General features: G+C 63.8%; 20 protein-coding genes. 10 read left to right on the forward strand and 10 right to left on the reverse strand.

The window, feature by feature from the left end; all coding sequences use genetic code 11:
- Window positions 1-10: 10 nt before the first annotated feature.
- On the forward strand, window positions 11-148 hold the full coding sequence (locus CCOS191_RS28370) for a PA0050 family protein (protein WP_231867481.1): 138 nt from the start codon (window positions 11-13) through the stop codon (window positions 146-148).
- Between the two features lie 81 nt (window positions 149-229).
- On the opposite strand, the gene CCOS191_RS10485 is transcribed toward CCOS191_RS28370, so the two are convergent.
- From CCOS191_RS10485 to CCOS191_RS10495, 4 genes are all read right to left on the reverse strand, one after another.
- A complete protein-coding gene (locus CCOS191_RS10485) occupies window positions 230-742 on the reverse strand; it encodes a cysteine hydrolase family protein (RefSeq protein ID WP_046855129.1) in 513 nt (170 codons plus the stop codon).
- Window positions 743-833: 91 nt separating this feature from the next.
- Window positions 834-1,907, reverse strand: a complete 1,074-nt coding sequence (locus CCOS191_RS10490; protein WP_046855130.1) for an NAD(P)H-dependent flavin oxidoreductase — start codon at window positions 1,905-1,907, stop codon at window positions 834-836.
- 29 nt (window positions 1,908-1,936) lie between these two features.
- Window positions 1,937-2,107, reverse strand: a complete 171-nt coding sequence (locus CCOS191_RS28145) for a hypothetical protein (protein WP_094011390.1) — start codon at window positions 2,105-2,107, stop codon at window positions 1,937-1,939.
- A 7-nt stretch (window positions 2,108-2,114) separates the two neighbouring features.
- Complete coding sequence (locus CCOS191_RS10495; RefSeq protein WP_046855131.1) at window positions 2,115-2,417, reverse strand: DUF1883 domain-containing protein; 303 nt, start codon at window positions 2,415-2,417, stop codon at window positions 2,115-2,117.
- 161 nt (window positions 2,418-2,578) lie between these two features.
- Between CCOS191_RS10495 and CCOS191_RS10500 the strand changes: the two genes are divergently transcribed.
- The 7 genes from CCOS191_RS10500 (at window position 2,579) to ahpF (ending at window position 9,669) form a co-directional block, all read left to right on the forward strand.
- Window positions 2,579-2,938 carry a hypothetical protein gene (locus tag CCOS191_RS10500; protein ID WP_046855132.1) on the forward strand — a complete coding sequence of 120 codons (360 nt, stop codon included), beginning with the start codon at window positions 2,579-2,581 and terminating at the stop codon, window positions 2,936-2,938.
- A gap of 145 nt (window positions 2,939-3,083) precedes the next feature.
- Window positions 3,084-3,734, forward strand: a complete 651-nt coding sequence (locus tag CCOS191_RS10505; RefSeq protein WP_046855133.1) for a c-type cytochrome — start codon at window positions 3,084-3,086, stop codon at window positions 3,732-3,734.
- Complete coding sequence (locus CCOS191_RS10510) at window positions 3,731-4,645, forward strand: c-type cytochrome (protein WP_046855134.1); 915 nt, start codon at window positions 3,731-3,733, stop codon at window positions 4,643-4,645. The genes CCOS191_RS10505 and CCOS191_RS10510 overlap by 4 nt, the downstream gene beginning before the upstream one ends.
- Window positions 4,646-4,867: 222 nt before the next feature.
- The gene (galU, locus tag CCOS191_RS10515) at window positions 4,868-5,707 is read left to right on the forward strand and encodes a UTP--glucose-1-phosphate uridylyltransferase GalU (RefSeq protein WP_046855135.1); all 840 of its coding nucleotides are present in this window, start codon (window positions 4,868-4,870) and stop codon (window positions 5,705-5,707) included.
- A 98-nt stretch (window positions 5,708-5,805) separates the two neighbouring features.
- The gene (gorA, locus tag CCOS191_RS10520) at window positions 5,806-7,161 is read left to right on the forward strand and encodes a glutathione-disulfide reductase (protein WP_046855136.1); all 1,356 of its coding nucleotides are present in this window, start codon (window positions 5,806-5,808) and stop codon (window positions 7,159-7,161) included.
- 256 nt (window positions 7,162-7,417) lie between these two features.
- Window positions 7,418-7,981, forward strand: coding sequence for an alkyl hydroperoxide reductase subunit C (ahpC, locus tag CCOS191_RS10525; protein ID WP_046855137.1), 564 nt, complete (start codon window positions 7,418-7,420; stop codon window positions 7,979-7,981).
- Between the two features lie 125 nt (window positions 7,982-8,106).
- Complete coding sequence (gene ahpF, locus CCOS191_RS10530) at window positions 8,107-9,669, forward strand: alkyl hydroperoxide reductase subunit F (RefSeq protein WP_046855138.1); 1,563 nt, start codon at window positions 8,107-8,109, stop codon at window positions 9,667-9,669.
- Between the two features lie 72 nt (window positions 9,670-9,741).
- On the opposite strand, the gene CCOS191_RS10535 is transcribed toward ahpF, so the two are convergent.
- Both CCOS191_RS10535 and dkgB read right to left on the reverse strand, forming a co-directional pair.
- Window positions 9,742-10,923: an MFS transporter gene (locus CCOS191_RS10535; RefSeq protein ID WP_046855139.1), complete on the reverse strand. Its 1,182-nt coding sequence runs from the start codon at window positions 10,921-10,923 to the stop codon at window positions 9,742-9,744.
- Between the two features lie 58 nt (window positions 10,924-10,981).
- Window positions 10,982-11,785, reverse strand: coding sequence for a 2,5-didehydrogluconate reductase DkgB (gene dkgB / locus CCOS191_RS10540; RefSeq protein ID WP_046855140.1), 804 nt, complete (start codon window positions 11,783-11,785; stop codon window positions 10,982-10,984).
- Window positions 11,786-12,084: 299 nt separating this feature from the next.
- On the opposite strand from dkgB, the gene CCOS191_RS10545 reads away from it, so the two are divergent.
- Window positions 12,085-12,945 (forward strand): AraC family transcriptional regulator, encoded by an 861-nt coding sequence (locus CCOS191_RS10545; RefSeq protein ID WP_231867482.1) that lies wholly within the window; start codon window positions 12,085-12,087, stop codon window positions 12,943-12,945.
- Window positions 12,946-13,022: 77 nt separating this feature from the next.
- On the opposite strand, the gene CCOS191_RS10550 is transcribed toward CCOS191_RS10545, so the two are convergent.
- The 3 genes from CCOS191_RS10550 to CCOS191_RS10560 all read right to left on the reverse strand — a co-directional run bounded on the left by CCOS191_RS10550 (window position 13,023) and on the right by CCOS191_RS10560 (window position 16,887).
- Window positions 13,023-14,588 (reverse strand): hypothetical protein, encoded by a 1,566-nt coding sequence (locus CCOS191_RS10550; RefSeq protein WP_046855142.1) that lies wholly within the window; start codon window positions 14,586-14,588, stop codon window positions 13,023-13,025.
- 168 nt (window positions 14,589-14,756) lie between these two features.
- Window positions 14,757-15,251, reverse strand: a complete 495-nt coding sequence (locus CCOS191_RS10555) for a DUF934 domain-containing protein (RefSeq protein WP_046855143.1) — start codon at window positions 15,249-15,251, stop codon at window positions 14,757-14,759.
- Entirely contained in the window at window positions 15,235-16,887 is a 1,653-nt protein-coding gene (locus CCOS191_RS10560) for a nitrite/sulfite reductase (RefSeq protein ID WP_046855144.1), read from the reverse strand. The genes CCOS191_RS10555 and CCOS191_RS10560 overlap by 17 nt, the downstream gene beginning before the upstream one ends.
- Window positions 16,888-17,103: 216 nt before the next feature.
- On the opposite strand from CCOS191_RS10560, the gene CCOS191_RS10565 reads away from it, so the two are divergent.
- Entirely contained in the window at window positions 17,104-18,180 is a 1,077-nt protein-coding gene (locus CCOS191_RS10565; protein ID WP_046855145.1) for an ABC transporter substrate-binding protein, read from the forward strand.
- Between the two features lie 304 nt (window positions 18,181-18,484).
- Here the strand turns inward: CCOS191_RS10565 and CCOS191_RS10570 are convergent, their stop codons facing one another.
- Window positions 18,485-18,703, reverse strand: coding sequence for a DUF2970 domain-containing protein (locus tag CCOS191_RS10570; protein ID WP_046855146.1), 219 nt, complete (start codon window positions 18,701-18,703; stop codon window positions 18,485-18,487).
- Window positions 18,704-18,709 lie beyond the last annotated feature (6 nt).

Here is an 18,709-nt window from a genome sequence, read left to right on the forward strand (position 1 = left end):
GAGGTTACCCATGAAGAAAGTCATGTTGGCTGTACTGCTGCTGTGGGGCTTTTCCGTGACGGCCCAGGCGTCGTGCCCGGTGTTCGGCCCGGGCAAAGACCCTTGCGCGGGGCCTGTGTTCGGGCCTTCCACTTGCGAGTGCCCTTGATCCCATGGCCGCCTGAGACGGCAGGCGCGAGCTTGCGCGGCGGATAATGGGCGAAACCAGGCCGGGCTGGCTGCGCAACGATCACGGCGTATTCGAGGGGCTTGGAACATCTCGCTGATCGTGCAGCCCGGCCAGCACCTCGGCGGCGGTGGTGACATGACCGAAGTGGTGTTTCCACAGGTCGATGCCCAACTGCCCGGAGCGGTCCAGCGAAGAACCCATGGTCAGGTCGGTGACCAGTGTCGGGGTAAGCCCCGCATCGAACAGGGCGAAGCCTGCGGCCAGCACGCAGGTCTCGGTCTGCAGCCCGCAGACCAGCACACGCTCGACGCCGAGGCTTTTGATGTAGTCGAGTGTCTCGGCGGTCTGGCCGTAGCCATGCTTGACGAACACCTTGTCCGCCTCGACCAGGGCCACGTCCTCGCTGGCCGGGTGCCAACCGAGCTGGCGCTGGAACGGCGTGACCTGCTCGTCGTGCAGTTCGACCGAGGCGATCGTGGGGATGTGCGCGGACAACACGCGGATGCCGTCCACCAGTTTCTCAGAGGGGCTGAAGGTGGATTGCACATCGACGATGAGCAGGACTTGCTGCATGGCGGTTTCCCGGGCGAGGTTCGAAAGCTGGCGAGTATACCGCCGCACGCCGGGTTATTGCGGCAAGGGGCTCGCTATGAACGTTTCGCGCTCACCGGACAATCCGCTTCAGGGCCTCGCCTGCAATTTCGCGGGTCAGTGCCTCTGCACCCATAGGCCTTCCCAGGCGCAATGCCTGCCCGGACCACAGGTTGCTGAAATCACTGTTGCCTTGCGGGTCGGTGATCGCGCGCAGCGGCATCAGCGCGCCGCCGGCCAACGGGAAACGCGGGGCGAGGGCGCTCATCGGGCCCAGTTCACGCATGAGGCGGTTGTTGATGCCGCGGGCCGGGCGGCCGGTGAACAGGTTGGTCAGCGCGGTATCGCTGGCGGGGGCGCTGTCCAGGGCGCGGCGGTGCGCAGGTGACACCTTGGCTTCGGGGCAGAACAGGTAGGCGGTGCCGATCTGCACGGCCGAGGCGCCCAGGGCCAGGGCGGCGAGCAGGCCGCGGTGATCGGCAACGCCGCCTGCCGCGATCACCGGCAGGCTCACCGCGTCGACGATCTGTGGCACCAGGGCGAAGGTGCCGATCTGGCTGGTGATGTCGTTGCTGAGGAACATGCCGCGATGGCCGCCGGCTTCATAACCCATGGCGATGATCGCGTCGCAGCCGTGCTGTTCCAGCCAGGTCGCTTCCTCCACCGTGGTGGCGCTGGACAGCACTTTGGCGCCTGCCGCCTTGACCCGGTGCAGCAACGCCGGCGCTGGCAGGCCGAAGTGGAAGCTGACCACTTCCGGGCGCAGTTCCTCCACCAGCTTGCAGCTTTGTTCGTCAAAGGGCGCGCGGTTGGACACCGGCGTCGGCGCCTCGAAGTCCGCGCCGACTTCATCGTAGAAGGGCTTTAGCGCCTGTTTCCAGCGAGCGTCCTGCTCGGGGTCTGGCGCCGGCGGTTGGTGGCAGAAGAAGTTCAGGTTGAGCGGGCCCTGGCAGGCGGCGCGGAAGGCTTCGATTTCGCCACGCAGCTGTTCGCTGGAGAGCATGGCGCAGGGCAGGGCGCCCAGGCCCCCGGCATTACCGACGGCAATGGCCATGGCTGAGCCAGTGGCGCCGGCCATGGGCGCCTGGAGGATGGGCAGCTCGATGCCAAGCAGATCGAGGATGCGGCGGTCTTGCCAGGTGCTCATGGGCGACTCCTTGAGTGCGGCCAGCGTTGCTACAGGGCCTTGCTGACCTGGATGTCGCTGATCTTGTCGGCGTCGTCGCCATGGATCTTGCGCAGGGCTTCCTGCGCCTGCTCCAGGGAGGCGTCGGGCATCAGGGCGAAATCCCAGCGGCGTTCGCCGTCGAGCTTGTACTTGATCACGTACTTGATGGTCTGGGTCATGCTGGCTTCATCCGAGTTTCGACGACGAGCGACGAATGATCTTGATCTTGTGGGTCAGGGTTGGCTTGCGCGTCACGGAGATCGGGCGGGTGGTCACGGTGTCGATGGTGATGTTCCAGAAACCGGTGCTGGGAACGGTGATCTTCGCCGGGAATTTCTCGAAGTGGCCGCCGTGGTAGGTATGCCGGCCGCCATTCTTGAAGCTGCGGAAGTTGGCGTCGTTCATCAGGCGGATGTTGCAGCGCTGGGAACACTCGATGACGACGATATCGTCCTCGTTCAGGTGTTCGCGCTGGTGTACGAATTTCATGGGGCGCTCCGCAAGGATTGTCTCTGCAAACGCGAAAGATATCACGATGTGAGGTTACACTTGCGCCCGGGCTGACCAAGCCAAGGAGATTTCCGCCAGACGTGGGAGCAAAAACGCCTGGACGTGGTCAGAGGATGACTTTGAAGTTGGAGAGTGTGTGCATGAAATGGGTAGTAGCGGCAGCGGTGCTGGCATTGGGAGGCTGTGTCAGCGTGACGGAACTCGAGCAGTCCCACGCCACCTTGGATGTGATCTCTGGCAAGACGCCACGTGAGTACGCCGACTGCGTGAAGGGCAAGCTGGCTGAAACGCGCGATCCGTTGCAAGAGGAGGTGCGCGGGGAAAACCTGCGCCTGACCGTGCCGCAGAAGCTGACGGCTGGCGTCGGTCCGGCGGCGCTGCTCGATATCGACAAGCGCGGCAGCGGCAGCGCGATCAAGGTCTACGAGCGGTTGAACAACTTCCCGCTGCGCCTGGGCGACGTGCGCACTGCCGCAACCCAATGCATCTCCGGTTCTTGATCCAGCTCAGTTAATCGGTAATTAGCTGGCGTATTGCCATTTTCCTTCCCGGCGGCACGTTGTCGCAGGCCGGGGAATAGGCCTAGTATTTCTGGGCTTATATCGTTTGAGCCTAAGCTTATAACAAGGAAATGGAGCCTCCGTGATGAAACCCCTGAGCCATGTCGTGATCGGCAGCCTGCTGATCTTGGCCTGGCCCTCGGCGCACGCTGCCGACGGCCAGAAAATCTTCAACCAGGGCGGGCAGAATCCCGCCGCCATGGCTTGCCTCGGCTGCCATGCCCCGGACGGCAAAGGCATCGCCGCCGCCGGTTTTCCCCGCCTGGCCGGCTTGCCTGCCGGTTACCTGAGCAAGCAATTGCAGGACTTTCGCAGTGGCAGCCGCAAGCAGGCGGTGATGGAGCCACTGGCCAAGGCCCTGGACGATGCGGAAATCGAAGCGATCAGCGCCTACCTCGCCAAGCTGCCGGCCGATACCGCACCTGACACGCGCCGCCAGCAGATTGCCACCGATCCGGTGGCGCGCCTCGCCATCTATGGCGACTGGAGCCGCAAGATTCCCGGTTGCGTGCAGTGCCATGGCCCGGGTGGCAGCGGTGTCGGCGAGCACTTCCCGCCGTTGGCCGGGCAGCCGGCCGGCTACCTGGTGGCACAGCTCAACGCCTGGCGCGATGGCAGCCGCAGCAACGACCCCAACCAGCTGATGGTGGATGTCGCCAAAGCGATGACCGATGCCGAGGTCAAGGCGGTTGCCGACTACTTCGCACAGCCGGCAAGCCAGGAGGCCAAGCCATGAAAACCCTTATGCCAAGCCTGTTGCTGCTGGTCATGGGCGCTGCCCAGGCCGCCCCTATCGCGATGGAAGACCAGTCCCAGCTCAAGGTGCCGGGCGTACAGGCGGCCCCGCAATTCGTACCCCCCGCGGAAAGCGCCATCCCGGATAACGCCTTCGGCAAGATGGTCCGTGAAGGGCATGCGCTGTTCGTCGATACCCGCAGGCTGATGCCCGAGGCTGTCGGCAATGGCCTGAACTGCAGCAACTGCCACCTCGATCAGGGCCGCCTGTTCCATTCCGCGCCGCTTTGGGGCGCCTATCCGATGTACCCGGCGTACCGCAAGAAAAACGACAAGGTCAACACCTTCGCCGAACGTATCCAGGGCTGTTTCAGCTTCAGCATGAACGGCAAGCCGCCGGCGGCCGACAGCCCGCAGATGACCGCGTTGAGCGTTTATGCCTACTGGCTGTCGACCCAGGCGCCGACGGGGGTGGAGATCGCCGGTCGCGGCTACCCGGAAGTGCCGAAGCCCAAGGATGGCTACGACTTCAAGCGCGGCAAGCAGGTGTATGACGAACAATGCGCGATCTGCCACGGCGGCAACGGCGAAGGGCAGAAGGTGGCCGGGGAGTACGTGATGCCGCCGCTGTGGGGCAAGGACTCATACAACTGGGGGGCCGGCATGCACCGGATCAACACGGCGGCGTCGTTCATCAAGTACAACATGCCATTGGGCAAGCCCGGCAGCCTGAGCGACCAGCAGGCCTGGGACGTGGCAGCCTGGATCAATCGCCATGAGCGGCCGCAGGATCCGCGCCTGGTCGAGGGCTCGATCGAGAAGACCCGGCTGAAGTTCCATGCCAATGACGGGGTCAACCTGTATGGGCGGAAAGTCGATGGCGTTCTGATCGGACAGGGCATCGGTGGCTGAGCTGATCCGATGAAAGGCCAAGCCCGCAGCCATGGTCGTTTCACGGGTGCGGGCCGGCTCTGTGGCAAGCCGTCGGGCGCTTAATATCCATGCCCTTGCGGAACTAACTACACTGGAATGTCTCTATGATGGCATCGGCCGCTGCGGGGGGCATTGTAAGGTGACCGCCGCCTGATTAGACTGCGCCGAATTTCGTACGCAAAGCCCTTGTTAAGGACGTATATGATCAAGAAATGCTTGTTCCCGGCAGCCGGTTACGGCACTCGTTTCCTGCCCGCTACCAAAGCCATGCCCAAGGAAATGCTGCCGGTGGTCAACAAGCCACTGATCCAGTATGGCGTTGAAGAGGCACTGGACGCCGGCCTGAATGAAATTTCCATCGTCACCGGCCGTGGCAAGCGTGCCCTGGAAGACCACTTCGACATCAGCTACGAGCTGGAAAACCAGATCAAGGGCACCGACAAGGAAAAATACCTGGTCGGCATCCGTCGTCTGCTGGACGAGTGCTCGTTCGCCTACACCCGCCAGACCGAAATGAAAGGCCTGGGCCACGCTATCCTCACCGGCCGCCCGCTGATCGGTGACGAGCCGTTCGCCGTGGTACTGGCCGACGACCTGTGCGTGAACCTCGAAGGTGATGGCGTGCTCGCGCAAATGGTCGCGCTGTACAAGAAGTACCGCTGCTCGATCGTTGCCATCCAGGAAGTCGACCCGCAGGAAACCAACAAGTACGGCGTTATCGCCGGTGAAGAGATCAAGGACGGCATCTTCCGCGTGGATTCCATGGTCGAGAAACCGAAGCCGGAAGACGCACCGTCGAACCTGGCCATCATCGGCCGTTACATCCTGACCCCGGATATCTTCGAGAAAATCGAACAGACCGAACCAGGCAAGGGCGGCGAGATCCAGATCACCGACGCGCTGATGAAACAGGCCGCCGAAGGCAACGTGATCGCCTACAAGTTCAAGGGCAAGCGTTTCGACTGCGGTGGCGCCGAAGGCTACATCGAGGCGACCAACTTCTGCTTCGAGAACTTCTACAAGACCGGCAAGGCGTACTGAGTTCGCCCGGCAGGTTCAAGAGCCACCCTTCGGGGTGGCTTTTTTGTCTGTGGCAGGCAACGGCGCTATGCTGGGCGCCTGCCTAGGAGACTGAATGCATGGCCTACGATTTTGATCTGTTCGTGATTGGTGCCGGTTCCGGCGGTGTGCGCGCGGCGCGATTCGCTGCGGGCTTTGGTGCCAAGGTGGCGGTGGCCGAGAGCCGTTACCTGGGGGGCACCTGCGTCAACGTCGGCTGCGTGCCGAAGAAACTGCTGGTGTACGGCGCCCATGTGGCCGACGAGCTGGAACAGGCCGCGGGCTTCGGTTGGACCCTCGAGGAGGGGCATTTCGACTGGGGTACGCTGATCGCCAACAAGAACCGCGAGATCGAGCGCCTCAACGGCATCTATCGCAACTTGCTGGTCAACAGTGGCGTCACCCTGCTGCAGGGGCATGCCCGGATCACCGGCGCCAATGAAGTGGAGGTCGAGGGCCAGCGCTACACGGCGGCCACCATTCTGATCGCCACCGGTGGCTGGCCAAAGGTGCCCGACATCCCCGGCAAGGAACTGGCGATCACCTCCAATGAAGCCTTCTACCTCAAGGCATTGCCACGTCGCGTGCTGGTAGTGGGGGGCGGTTATATCGCCGTGGAGTTCGCCGGCATCTTCCAGGGCCTGGGCGCCGCTACCACGCTGCTGTATCGCGGCGACCTGTTCCTGCGCGGCTTCGACGGCTCGGTGCGCACGCACCTGAAGGAGGAGCTGGAAAAGCGCGGCATGGACCTTCAGTTCAACGCCGATATCCAGCGCATCGACAAACTCGATGACGGCAGCCTCAAGGCCACCCTCAAGGATGGTCGCGAGCTGGTGGCCGATTGCATCTTCTACGCCACCGGTCGGCGGCCGATGCTGGATAACCTAGGCCTGGAAAACACCGGGGTGGAGCTGGATCCGCGTGGTTTCATCCGAGTCGATGAGCAGTTCCAGACCACCGAGCCTTCGATCCTGGCCATCGGCGATGTGATCGGCCGGGTGCAACTGACGCCGGTGGCTCTGGCCGAAGGCATGGCCGTGGCCCGACGTTTGTTCAAGCCTGAGCAGTACCGTCCTGTCGATTACCAGAATATCCCGACAGCGGTGTTCAGCCAGCCGCCGATCGGCACCGTGGGCCTGACCGAGGAGCAGGCGCTGGCCGCCGGGCACAAGGTGCAGATCTTCGAGAGCCGCTTCCGGGCGATGAAGCTGACCCTCACCGACATCCAGGAGAAGACCCTGATGAAGCTGGTGGTCGACGCCGAGACCGACAAGGTCCTGGGTTGCCACATGGTCGGCCCGGATGCCGGCGAAATCATCCAGGGGCTGGGTATCGCCCTGAAGGCCGGGGCGACCAAGCAGCAGTTCGACGAAACCATCGGTGTGCACCCGACCGCCGCCGAAGAATTCGTGACCATGCGTACCGTCACTCGCTGATACGCCTTGTCGCGGGGCAAGCCCGCTCCCACGCCAGTTATCGCCGGGCGTGGGAGCGGGCTTGCCCCGCGATGCTTTTGACCCCGCGCAATCCTTTGCTCAGCCCAATCCCTTCTATTAATAATCCCGCCTTATAGCCAAAACCAATCGCAAGCATGAGCTTTGCCAATGAGCCTTTAACGGGACCAGCGGTTAGGATTCTCTCCGTCAACTGATTTCAACCCATTGAAATTCAATCCATGAAGGAGCGTCTCTCATGCCTATCATCAACAGCCAGGTCAAACCGTTCAACGCCACCGCCTACCACAACGGCGAGTTCGTCCAGGTCAGCGAAGCCGACCTGAAAGGCAAGTGGTCCGTCGTATTCTTCTACCCGGCCGACTTCACCTTCGTCTGCCCGACCGAACTGGGCGACCTGGCCGACAACTACGCCGAGTTCCAGAAACTGGGCGTGGAAATCTACGGCGTGTCCACCGACACCCACTTCACCCACAAAGCCTGGCATGACACTTCGGACACCATCGGCAAGATCAAGTACCCGCTGATCGGTGACCCGACCCACGTCATCTCGCGCAACTTCGACGTGCTGATCGAGGAAGCCGGCCTGGCCGATCGCGGTACCTTCGTGATCAACCCGGAAGGCCAGATCAAGATCGTCGAACTGAACGACAGTGGTGTAGGCCGCGATGCTGCCGAGCTGCTGCGTAAAGTCAAAGCTGCCCAGTACGTTGCCGCTCACCCAGGCGAAGTCTGCCCGGCCAAGTGGAAGGAAGGCGAAGCTACTCTGGCACCGTCGCTGGACCTGGTCGGCAAGATCTAAGTCGATGCACACCCCGCGGGCGGTAGACAGCCGCCAAAGCTGAAACAGTTACCGCCCCGTAAAAACGCCCGGGCGACCTCGCCTGGGCGTTTTTGTATCCGAGTTTTGAAAAAGGAATCGCCCGTATGTTGGACGCCACGCTTAAATCGCAACTGAAAACCTACCTGGAGCGGGTCACCCAGCCGATCGAGATCGTTGCCTCCCTCGACGACGGCGCGAAGTCCCGTGAATTGCACGACCTGCTGGTGGAAATCGCCGGCCTGTCGAACCTGATTACCTTCAGCGCGGACGGCGCCGACACCCGTCGCCCTTCGTTCTCGCTGAACCGCCCGGGGTCTGATATCAGCCTGCGCTTCGCCGGCATCCCCATGGGCCACGAATTCACCTCCCTGGTGCTGGCGCTGCTGCAAGTCGGTGGCCATCCCTCCAAGGCCAGTGCCGAAGTGATCGAGCAGATCCAGGCGCTGGAAGGCGAGTTCACCTTCGAGACCTACTTCTCGCTGTCGTGCCAGAACTGCCCGGACGTGGTCCAGGCGCTGAACCTGATGGCGGTGCTCAACCCCAGTGTGCGCCACGTCGCCATCGACGGCGCGTTGTTCCAGGATGAAGTCGAAGCCCGCAAGGTCATGGCCGTGCCGAGCATCTACCTGAACGGCGAAGTGTTCGGCCAGGGCCGCATGGGTCTGGAAGAGATTCTTGGCAAGATCGACACCAATGCCGGCGCCCGCCAGGCCGAGAAGATCAACGCCAAGGACGCCTTCGACGTGCTGGTGGTCGGCGGTGGCCCGGCCGGTGCCGCCGCAGCGATCTACGCCGCGCGCAAAGGCATCCGTACCGGTGTTGCGGCCGAGCGTTTCGGCGGCCAGGTGCTCGACACCCTGGCCATCGAGAACTTCATCTCGGTGCAGGAAACCGAAGGGCCGAAGCTGGCCACGGCGCTGGAAGAGCACGTCAAGCAGTACGACGTCGACATCATGAACCTGCAGCGCGGCGAAGCGTTGATCCCGGCCAGCGACGGCGGCCTGCACGAAGTACGCCTGGCCGGCGGCGCCTCGCTCAAGGCCAAGACTGTGATCCTGGCCACCGGTGCCCGCTGGCGTGAAATGAACGTGCCGGGCGAGCAGCAGTACCGCGCTCGCGGCGTGGCCTACTGCCCGCACTGCGACGGCCCGCTGTTCAAGGGCAAGCGCGTGGCGGTGATCGGTGGCGGCAACTCCGGCGTGGAAGCGGCCATCGACCTGGCCGGCGTCGTTGCCCAGGTGACCCTGATCGAGTTCGACAGCCAGCTGCGTGCCGACGCCGTGTTGCAGCGCAAGCTGCACAGCCTGCCGAACGTCAAGGTGATCACCAGCGCGCTGACCACCGAAGTGGTCGGCGACGGTGAAAAGGTCACCGGCCTGCGCTACAAGGACCGCAGCACCGAGGCGCTGCATGACCTGGCGCTGGAAGGCATCTTCGTGCAGATCGGCTTGCTGCCCAATACCGATTGGCTCAAGGGCACCGTGGAGCTGTCGCCGCGCGGCGAGATCATCGTCGACGCCAGGGGCCAGACCAGCATCCCGGGTGTGTTCGCCGCCGGTGACGTGACCACGGTGCCGTACAAGCAGATCGTCATCGCCGTGGGCGAGGGCGCCAAGGCTTCGCTGGCCGCCTTCGATCACTTGATCCGCACTTCGGCCCCGGCCTGACCGCCTGCGGCTGCAACGCAAGAACGCCGCCATCCCTCAGGGGTGGCGGCGTTCTTGTTTGTTTCGGCTGTCTCAGGCCGGCTTGCCCAAGGCCTCGTCGGTGGCCTTGCCACGCCCGCCCAGCCACACCAGCAGCAACCCGGCCGCCGCCAGCAGGCCACCGGCCATCGGCACCGCCGCGTAACCCAGGTCCAGGCTGATCACCGCGCCACCCAGGGCCGCGCCCACGGCATTGCCCAGGTTGAACGCGCCGACGTTGATCGACGACGCCAGCCCCGGCGCTTCGGCCGCGGCGATCATCACCCGCATCTGCAGCGGCGGAACCACGGCGAAGGTGAACACCCCCCAGACCAGCAGCGCGAGCGCCGCGCCGACATGGCTGCCCAGTACCAGCGGCATCAGCAGCATGATCGCCGCCAGTGCGCCGAGGAAGATCCTTGCGGCACCGTCCAGCGACCAGTCGGCCAGCTTGCCACCCAGGCTGTTGCCCAAGGTGAAGCCGACGCCAATCAGCACCAGGCCAAGGGTGACGAAACTGGCGGAGGCGCCGGTCAGCTCGGCGAGCACCGGTGCGACATAGGTGTACAGGGTGAACATGGCGCCTGCGCCGAGTACGGTGGTGGCCATGGCCAGCAGCACGTTGGGGCGGGCGATCACTGCCAGTTCCTTGCGCACATGGGGCACGTTGCCGCGCTCGCCCTTGGGCAGCGCATACCACAGTGCGGCGATGGCCAGCAGGCCGAGCACCGCGGTGCCGGCAAAGGCCATGCGCCAGCCGACCTGCTGGCCGAGCCAGGTGGCGGCCGGCACGCCGCCGATGTTGGCGATGGTCAGGCCCATGAACATGGTGGCCACGGCGCTGGCCTGCTTGTCCCGGGGCACCACGCTGGCGGCGACCACCGCGCCCAGGCCGAAGAAGGCGCCATGGTTGAGGCTGGTGATCAGGCGCGAGACAAGCAGGGTGTAGTAGTCCGGCGACAGCGCCGACAGCAGGTTGCCGAGGGTGAAGATGCCCATCAGCATCATCAGCGCGGCACGCTTGCCGAAGCGGCTGAACAGCAAGGTCATGATCGGCGCGCCGACCATGACGCCGATGGCATAGGCGGTGATCAGCATGCCGGCGCTGGGAATGCTGGCGCCGACGCCGTCGGCGATCACCGGCAGCAGGCCCATGGGGGTGAACTCGGTGGTGCCGATGCCGAAGGCGCCGATGGCCAGGGCGAACAGCACCCGTCCGGGGGAAAGCGTGCTCATTGGGAGCTCCGAAAAAGCGGTTGAAATCAGGGAGGTGGGCCTCCATGCCCGAAGGATATCAGTCCCAGGCCGGCGCCAGGCCGTCCGGGCTGACTTCACGGCCGCCGCGCTCCAGGGTGGCGATGCGCGCCATGTCGTCGGCGTCCAGGCGCAGGCTCTGGGCGAGCAGGTTGCTGGCCAGGTTCTCGCGCTTGGTCGATGAAGGGATCACCGCGTAGCCCAGTTGCAATGCCCAGGCCAAGGCCACCTGGGCCACGGTGGCCTTGTGCTTGGCGGCGATTTGCGCCAGCAGCGGATCCTTCAGGACCTTGCCATAGGCCAGGGTCATGTAGGAGGTGGTGGTGATACCTTGTTCCGCGAGGAAGGCGGTGAGCTTGCGGTTTTGCAGATACGGGCTGAGCTCGATCTGGTTGGTGGCGATCTCGCCCTGGCCGACCACGGCGATGGCCTGGCGGGTCAGTTCGATGTTGAAGTTGGAGATGCCGATCTGGCGGGTCAGGCCCTGGCGCTTGGCCTCGGCCAGGGCCTGCATGTATTCGGGCAGCTCGACGCCATTGCCAGGTGCGGGCCAGTGGATCAGCAGCAGGTCGACATGCTCGGTGCGCAGCTTGGCCAGGCTCTCGCGCAAGCTGGGGATCATTTTGTCGGCGGCGTAGTTGTCGACCCAGATCTTGGTGGTGATGAACAATTCGCCGCGCGGCACGCCGCTTTCGGCGATGGCCTGGCCCACCTCGGCTTCGTTCTTGTAGATCTGCGCGGTGTCGATGGCGCGGTAGCCCAGCTCCAGCGCCGACTTGACCGAGTCGATGACGGCCTGGCCGGTGAGGCGGAAGGTACCCAGGCCAAAGGATGGAATGCTCATGGATGTGCTCCTGTCGAGTGAATGCGTGCAGTGTGCGCGGTTCGGCGGGATTGATTAAGGCCTCGGCAAAACAAGGTCCTTTGAGCTGGAGTCATGAATTCGGGGCTGGGTTGTGATCAGAGCGTGACAATAATGGCGTACACGCGTGCGGGAGATACGCTGGATAGCACCGGCTTTGCTGGTGATCGCGGCCAGGCCATGACTACCTGAGAATGTTGTGATTGAGCAAGTGCGGCTAGGCGGGATCATGGCAGGATCGACGAAGCTGTGGCCTGCCGTATTTCCAGGAGCAACCTGATTTGTCAGTCAATGCCCTTTACCAGCAACGGTTCGAGACCGTACTGGCCTATATCGAGGACAACCTCGAAGGTGACCTGTCGGTGGAGACCTTGAGCGCCGTGGCACATTTTTCGGTGTTTCATTTTCACCGTCAGTTCAGTGCCTATGTGGGCGTCCCGGTTGCCCGTTATGTGCAACTGATGCGCCTGCGCCGTGCCGCGCATCGGTTGGTCGGCCAGCCCGAACACTCGGTGCTGGACGCGGCCCTGGCGGCGGGGTTCGAAAGCCCCGAGGCATTCAGCAGGGCGTTCAGGCGGGCCTTTGGGCATGCGCCCAGCGCGTTTCGCCGCCGGCCGGACTGGCAGCTATGGAATACGGTGTTTGCCATTCCTCATTTTTCCAGGAGCATCACCATGCAGGTACGAATCGTCGATTTCGCCGCCGTGCGCCTTGCCGCGCTCGAACATCGGGGGCCGCCGAGCCAGGTCAGCGAATCCGTGCGCCGGTTCATCGACTGGCGCATGAGCAGCGGGCAGTCGCCCGTGGCCAGCAGTCGCAGCTTCGGCATCCCCTACAACAATCCGGACACTACCGCGCCGCAAGACTTCCGCTTTGCCATCTGCGGGGAAATCCATGAGGCCGTGGCACCGAATGCCCAAGGCGTCTACGAGTCGAGCCTGCCCGCTGGGCGCTGTGCAGTGGTGCGCCATGTCGGCTCCCCGGACCACATCGGCGAGACGATCTACCCGATCTACCGTGATTGGCTACCGGGCAGTGGCGAGGAGTTGCGCGATCATCCGCTGTTCTTCCACTACCTGAGCATCTATCCGCAGACGCCGCTGGAACAATGGCAGACGGATATCTACGTGCCGATACGCTGAGCGCCAAGGCCGCGCGCAGATGAGCCCGCTTCTGCAGTCCTTGCAGGGGTGGGCTTGTCTGCGCGGCGGCGCCTCGGTCAGTCGTGGATCTTCGCCGGGTCGGTTTGCAACTGCCACAGCCCGGCATGGGCCGCCAGTTGCGCGTCGAGGTCGTACTGGCTGCCGTTGCGCCGGGCCTTCTCATCGGTCTTGAACAGATCGTCGAGCAGGTTCAGCAGGTTGCGCGAGCGGCTCACCGACTCGGGCGTGCTGACATCGGACTCAAGCTTGCCACCCTCGTAGGTGAGCACGCGCTTGGTGCTGGTGGCCTCCTGGGTGGCCTTGGCTTCCTTGAGCACATTGTCGACGAACGACAGTTCGGTGGTGCTGCTCGCCGTTTCGCTGAGCGTGTGGTAACGGTAGTTCTTCTCGTCGAACGGATCCGCTTCGGTGAGCTTGGCAGCAGACGACAGGCTCGAATGCCAGGCGGCATCCAGCTTGGCCTCCTGGCGTTGCTGACGGGCGATGGTGGTGCCTTGGCCACTGGTCGAGGTCGATTGCGACACCTGGTAGGCGAAGCGGTCTTCCTCGTCCAGGCGCCGTGCGTTCGGGCGGCTGGACGGTTGCACGATCGAGGCCTTGAAGTCGGCCAGGCCGCTGAGCAACGCACGGCTGTAGGTGTTCACCGCGTCGTTATGACCCGCCGGGCGCGGGCTGTTGTCGTCGATGCTGTTCAGTTGGCTGAAGGCATCCTTGAGCAGCGAGGTCAGTTGGGCATCGCCCTTGCCGCGTTTCTGCGCCTCGTCGAACTGGGTCAGGTAGTTGTCCAGGGCGGCCCGGCGCTGGGCCTTGCCGCCCAGCAGCGCGCCGCCCTGGGAATCGAGGTCCAGCTGCACCTGGCCACTCGGGCCATCGAGTTTCAGGCTGCGGGTGGAGCCGTCCAGGCGCAGGTCGAAGGTCTGTTGCCCACCACTGGGCAAGTCCAGCTTGGCATTCATTTGCAGGCCGCTGAACAGGTTCGGATCGAGCTTGACCAGCGAGCCAAGCTGCAGGCTCGGCGGTTGCCGGGTCAAACCATTGATCGCCGACTGGAATCCGTCGGCCAGGGCGGCCAGGCCCTTGAGTTCGTTGGCGTTGAGCTCGCCGCCCTGGACTTCGGCGTCGACCGCCAGGCCCCGCTCACCGTTGTACAAACCCAGTTTCACCGTGGCGCCGGAGGCGGTGGTGAGGCTGAGGGTGACGGTATTGCTGGCAAACTCGCGCAGGCGTGACTGCTGCAGGCTCAGCGGGGTGGTGTCGGTCTCGTTGACCTGCAGGGCTGACTGGGAGACGCGCTGGCCGCCGCTGGCCGCCAGTTGCTCCATCAGGGCGCTGCCCAGGCCCTGGAAGCGGGCGGCGGTGGAGGACGACTTGACCGCGCTGAACATGTACATGCTCAGCTTGTCCAGCCCGTCCTGTTCCCAGGTGTAGCTGGGCTGCGCGTTGTCCAGCGTGCCTCGCGAGGTGTAGGTCTCACTGTCGGGGATGCGGGTGTCCTGGCCCAGGATGACCTGGGTGCCTGGGGCGCTGGCGACGCTCGTGGGCTGGCGAACGATCAGGTTCTGCGCGGGAGCGGGTGGAGTCTGGATCGGCGTGAATCGCAGTGCCGAGGTGATTGGGCTCATCGTCGCTTTCCTTGCGGAGTGAAAAGGATATGCCTTGATATCGGCATGCCATCAGCAAACCTGAGTGAATGTTCGGATATTTCCTCGGCCTGTCCGGAATGGTCGTCTTGCCGGCGCAGAAACGAATCGGCCCGCCATAAGGCGGGCCGGGAGTACTGCAAGCGACGATCAGCGGCGGCGGAACAGCGGCAGCGGTTCGTCTGTGGCGCCTTGGTAAGTCACCGAGAAGTCCTTCAGGCTCTGCAGGGCGTCTTCGGGATCCTTGTCGGCACGGATGGCGAAGGCATCGAAACCGCAGCGGGCCATGTAGAACAGCTGGTCGCGCAGCACGTCGCCAATGGCGCGCAGCTCGCCCTTGAACTTGTAGCGGTCACGCAGCAGGCGCGCATTGGAGTAGCTGCGCCCGTCGGTGAAGGCCGGGAAGTTCAGGGCGATCACCTGGAAGTGCTCGACCTGCTCGCCGATTTCCTCGGCTTCTTCGTCGCTGTCCAGCCAGATGCCCAGGCCGCCGTCGCGGGCCTTGAGCAGGCTCGGATGGTCGCGCCACAGCTGCAGCGGCACGATGTAGTCGTCGCAGTTGGTCAGTTCGTCGATCGAGACGTCCTTGGGCAGCAGGTGCCAGGTTTCGTCGACGATCTGGTTGTTCTTAATGATTCGCTGCATAGACGCGTTCCTTGAAGGGGTCGATGCCGATCCGCTGGTAGGTGTCGATGAAGCGCTCGTCTTCGGTGCGCCGCTCGACGTACACATTGATCAGCTTCTCGATCACGTCGGCCATGTCGTCCTGGGCGAAGGAGGGGCCGAGGATCTTGCCCAGGCTGGCGTCGCGCGCGGCATTGCCGCCCAGCGAGACCTGGTAGAACTCCTCACCCTTCTTGTCCACGCCAAGGATGCCGATGTGGCCGACGTGGTGGTGGCCGCAGGCGTTCATGCAGCCGGAGATGTTCAGGTCGAGCTCGCCGATGTCGAACAGGTAGTCCAGGTCGTCGAAGCGGCGCTGGATGGATTCGGCGATCGGGATCGACTTGGCGTTGGCCAGCGAGCAGAAGTCACCGCCCGGGCAGCAGATGATGTCGGTCAGCAGGCCGATGTTCGGGGTGGCGAAGCCTTGCTCGCGCAGTTCCAGCCACAGCGCGTGCAGCTGTCGCTGCTCGACGTCGGCGAGGATGATGTTCTGCTCGTGGGAGGTGCGCAGGTAGCCGAAGCTGTAGCGTTCGGCCAGGTCGGCGACCGCGTCGAGCTGCTTGTCGGTCAGGTCGCCCGGGGCGACGCCGGTGGGCTTGAGCGACAGGGTCACGGCAACATAGCCCGGCTTCTTGTGCGCGCGGGTGTTGCGCGAGCGCCAGCGGGCGAAGCCCGGGTGCTCGGCGTCCAGCGCGCTGAAGTCGGTGTTGTCCAGGGCCAGGTACTCGGGGTCGACGAAGTGGCGGGCGACGCGCTGTACTTCGGCCTCGGTCAGGGTGGTGTTGCCGCCACGCAGGTGGACCATTTCGGCCTCGACCTTCTCGGCGAACACTTCCGGGGTGAGGGCCTTGACCAGGATCTTGATCCGCGCCTTGTACTTGTTGTCACGACGACCGTAACGGTTGTACACGCGCAGGATGGCGTCCAGGTAGCTGAGCAGGTCCTGCCAGGGCAGGAACTCGTTGATGAACGCGCCGATCACCGGGGTACGGCCCAGGCCGCCACCGACCAATACGCGGAAGCCCAGTTCGCCTGCGGCGTTGCGCACCGGCTCCAGGCCGATGTCGTGCACCTCGATGGCGGCGCGGTCGTCGCTCGAACCGTTGACGGCGATCTTGAACTTGCGCGGCAGGTAGGCGAATTCCGGGTGGAACGTGGTCCACTGGCGGACGATTTCGCACCATGGGCGCGGGTCGACCAGCTCATCGGCGGCGACACCGGCGAACTGGTCGGTGGTGACGTTGCGCAGGCAGTTGCCGCTGGTCTGGATCGCGTGCATCTGCACGGTGGCCAGCTCGGCGAGAATTTCCGGGATGTCTTCGAGCGCCGGCCAGTTGTACTGCACGTTCTGGCGCGTGCTGATGTGCGCATAGCCCTTGTCGTAGTCGCGGGCGATCTTCGCCAGCATGCGGGTCTGACGTGCGTTCAGCTGGCCATAGGGCACGGCGACTCGCAACATCGGCGCGAAACGTTGGATATACAGGCCGTTCTGCAGGCGCAGAGGGCGGAATTCTTCTTCGCTCAGCTCACCGGCCAGGTAGCGGCGGGTCTGATCACGGAACTGCTTGACGCGGTCCTCGATGATCCGCTGATCGTACTCGTCGTATACGTACATATAAGTCCTGTCTCAGGCTGCATGCAGCTAATCGCGCGCACGGCCGCGCACTCCGGGGCGGAGCGGAGGAACGATAGCAGAGTGGGTTTATGCGCTAAAGTGATGTTTTTGCATATGAAAAGAACCATTTGGACTAAGTGAGACTGACTGGCATTTGTCCGCTGCGGTACATCGCAAGGCTATAATCCGGGGTTTGCTTCGCAGGGATGTAACAGCATGCTCAAGGCCTTGTGCCAGAGCCTGTGCCTGAGCCTGCCACTGGCAGCGAGCGCGCAGGCCGCTTCGGTGGTATTTCTCAACCCGGGCTATTCCGATGAAACGTTCTGGGTCGACTATTCACGCTTCATGCAGGCCGCCGCCAGCGACCTGGGCATGACCTTGCGCGTGCAGTACAGCGAGCGTCGCGCCGACCTTGCGCTGAACCAGGCTCGGGAGGCGCTGCAAGGACCGCAGCGTCCAGACTACCTGGTGCTGGTCAACGAACTGTATATCGCCCCCGAGATCATCCGCCTGTCGCGGGGGACCGGGGTCAAGCTGTTCCTGGTCAACAACGGCCTCACCGACAGCCAGGCACACAGTGTCCAGGCGCAGCCGGACAAGTATCCTGAAGTGCTCGGCACGTTGGTCAGCAACGACGAGGAGGCCGGTTACCAGATGCTCAAGGCGCTGGCGGCGCAATTGCCCGCCGCAGCCGGGCCGGTCGACCTGCTGGCCTTCGCCGGGGTCAAGACCACGCCGGCCTCGCAGTTGCGCGTGCAGGGCATGCGCCGGGCACTGGCCGAGTTCCCCCAGGTGCGCCTGCGCCAGGTGGTGTACGGCGGCTGGAGCCGCCAACGCGCCTTCGAACAGGCGCAGATGCTGCTCGAGCGCTACCCCGACACCAGTCTGGTGTGGGCGGCCAACGACCAGATGGCGTTCGGTGCCATGCAGGCGTTCGAGGCGTTGGGCAAGGTGCCGGGGCGCGATGCCCTGTTCAGCGCGGTCAACAGCTCGCCCGAGGCCCTGCGCGCGCGTATCGACGGGCGTTTGAGCGTGCTCATGGGTGGGCATTTCACCTTGGGCGGCTGGGCCATGGTCATGCTGCATGACGATGCCCAAGGGCTGGCGGTGGACCGCGACGGCCAGCGCGAGCACAGCGCGCCCGCGCTGCAACTGATCGACCCGGCCAAGGCCAGGCGCTGGCTCAAGCTGCTGGAGCAGGATGGCCACGGTATCGACTTCCACCGTTTCAGCGCCGAAGGGCGGCCGGCTGATTTCCGCTACCCGTTTCTCACGTCACCCGTCGAGTATTGAAAGACCCTGCTTGAGCGAAGGGCATTGCTGGACTTAACTGCTGCTTGTGAAGTGCATTCCCATAACCACTACAAGAGGCAATGCAATGGGAAACTCTACCAAGGTCCGCAAAGCTGACAGCAGTGTCGATGCCTGGGCGATCCTCTGTCTGATCGTGCTGGTGGTGGTCACCGCAGTGTACTGGGTCAGCCATCAATAGCGGATAACTGCTCAAGACCGTGAGAAACACCTGAACCGCCCGCGGAAGGGATATCCGCGGGCGGATTGCGTTTTGGCAAGCAGTATTGGCGGATTTGCCCTGCGATCAGCGCGCCGTCAGGTGCATCGCCAACTGCACCAGGCCTATCAGCACGAAAATGAAGATCAGCGTGAACACTGTCCCCATCACGATGAAATGGCTGGCCTTGCCATTGGTGAAGTCGCGGGCGCGGTTCTTGCCGCTTTGCACGCCAAACGCCGCGGCAAGGATGCTCTGCAGCATCTGCCAGAAGGTCGGTGGCTTGCCATGTTGGCTGTCGTCCATGAGTGG

Origin of the sequence: Pseudomonas sp. CCOS 191 (genome assembly GCF_001007005.1) — a bacterium.
Taxonomy (GTDB): Bacteria; Pseudomonadota; Gammaproteobacteria; order Pseudomonadales; family Pseudomonadaceae; genus Aquipseudomonas; species Aquipseudomonas soli.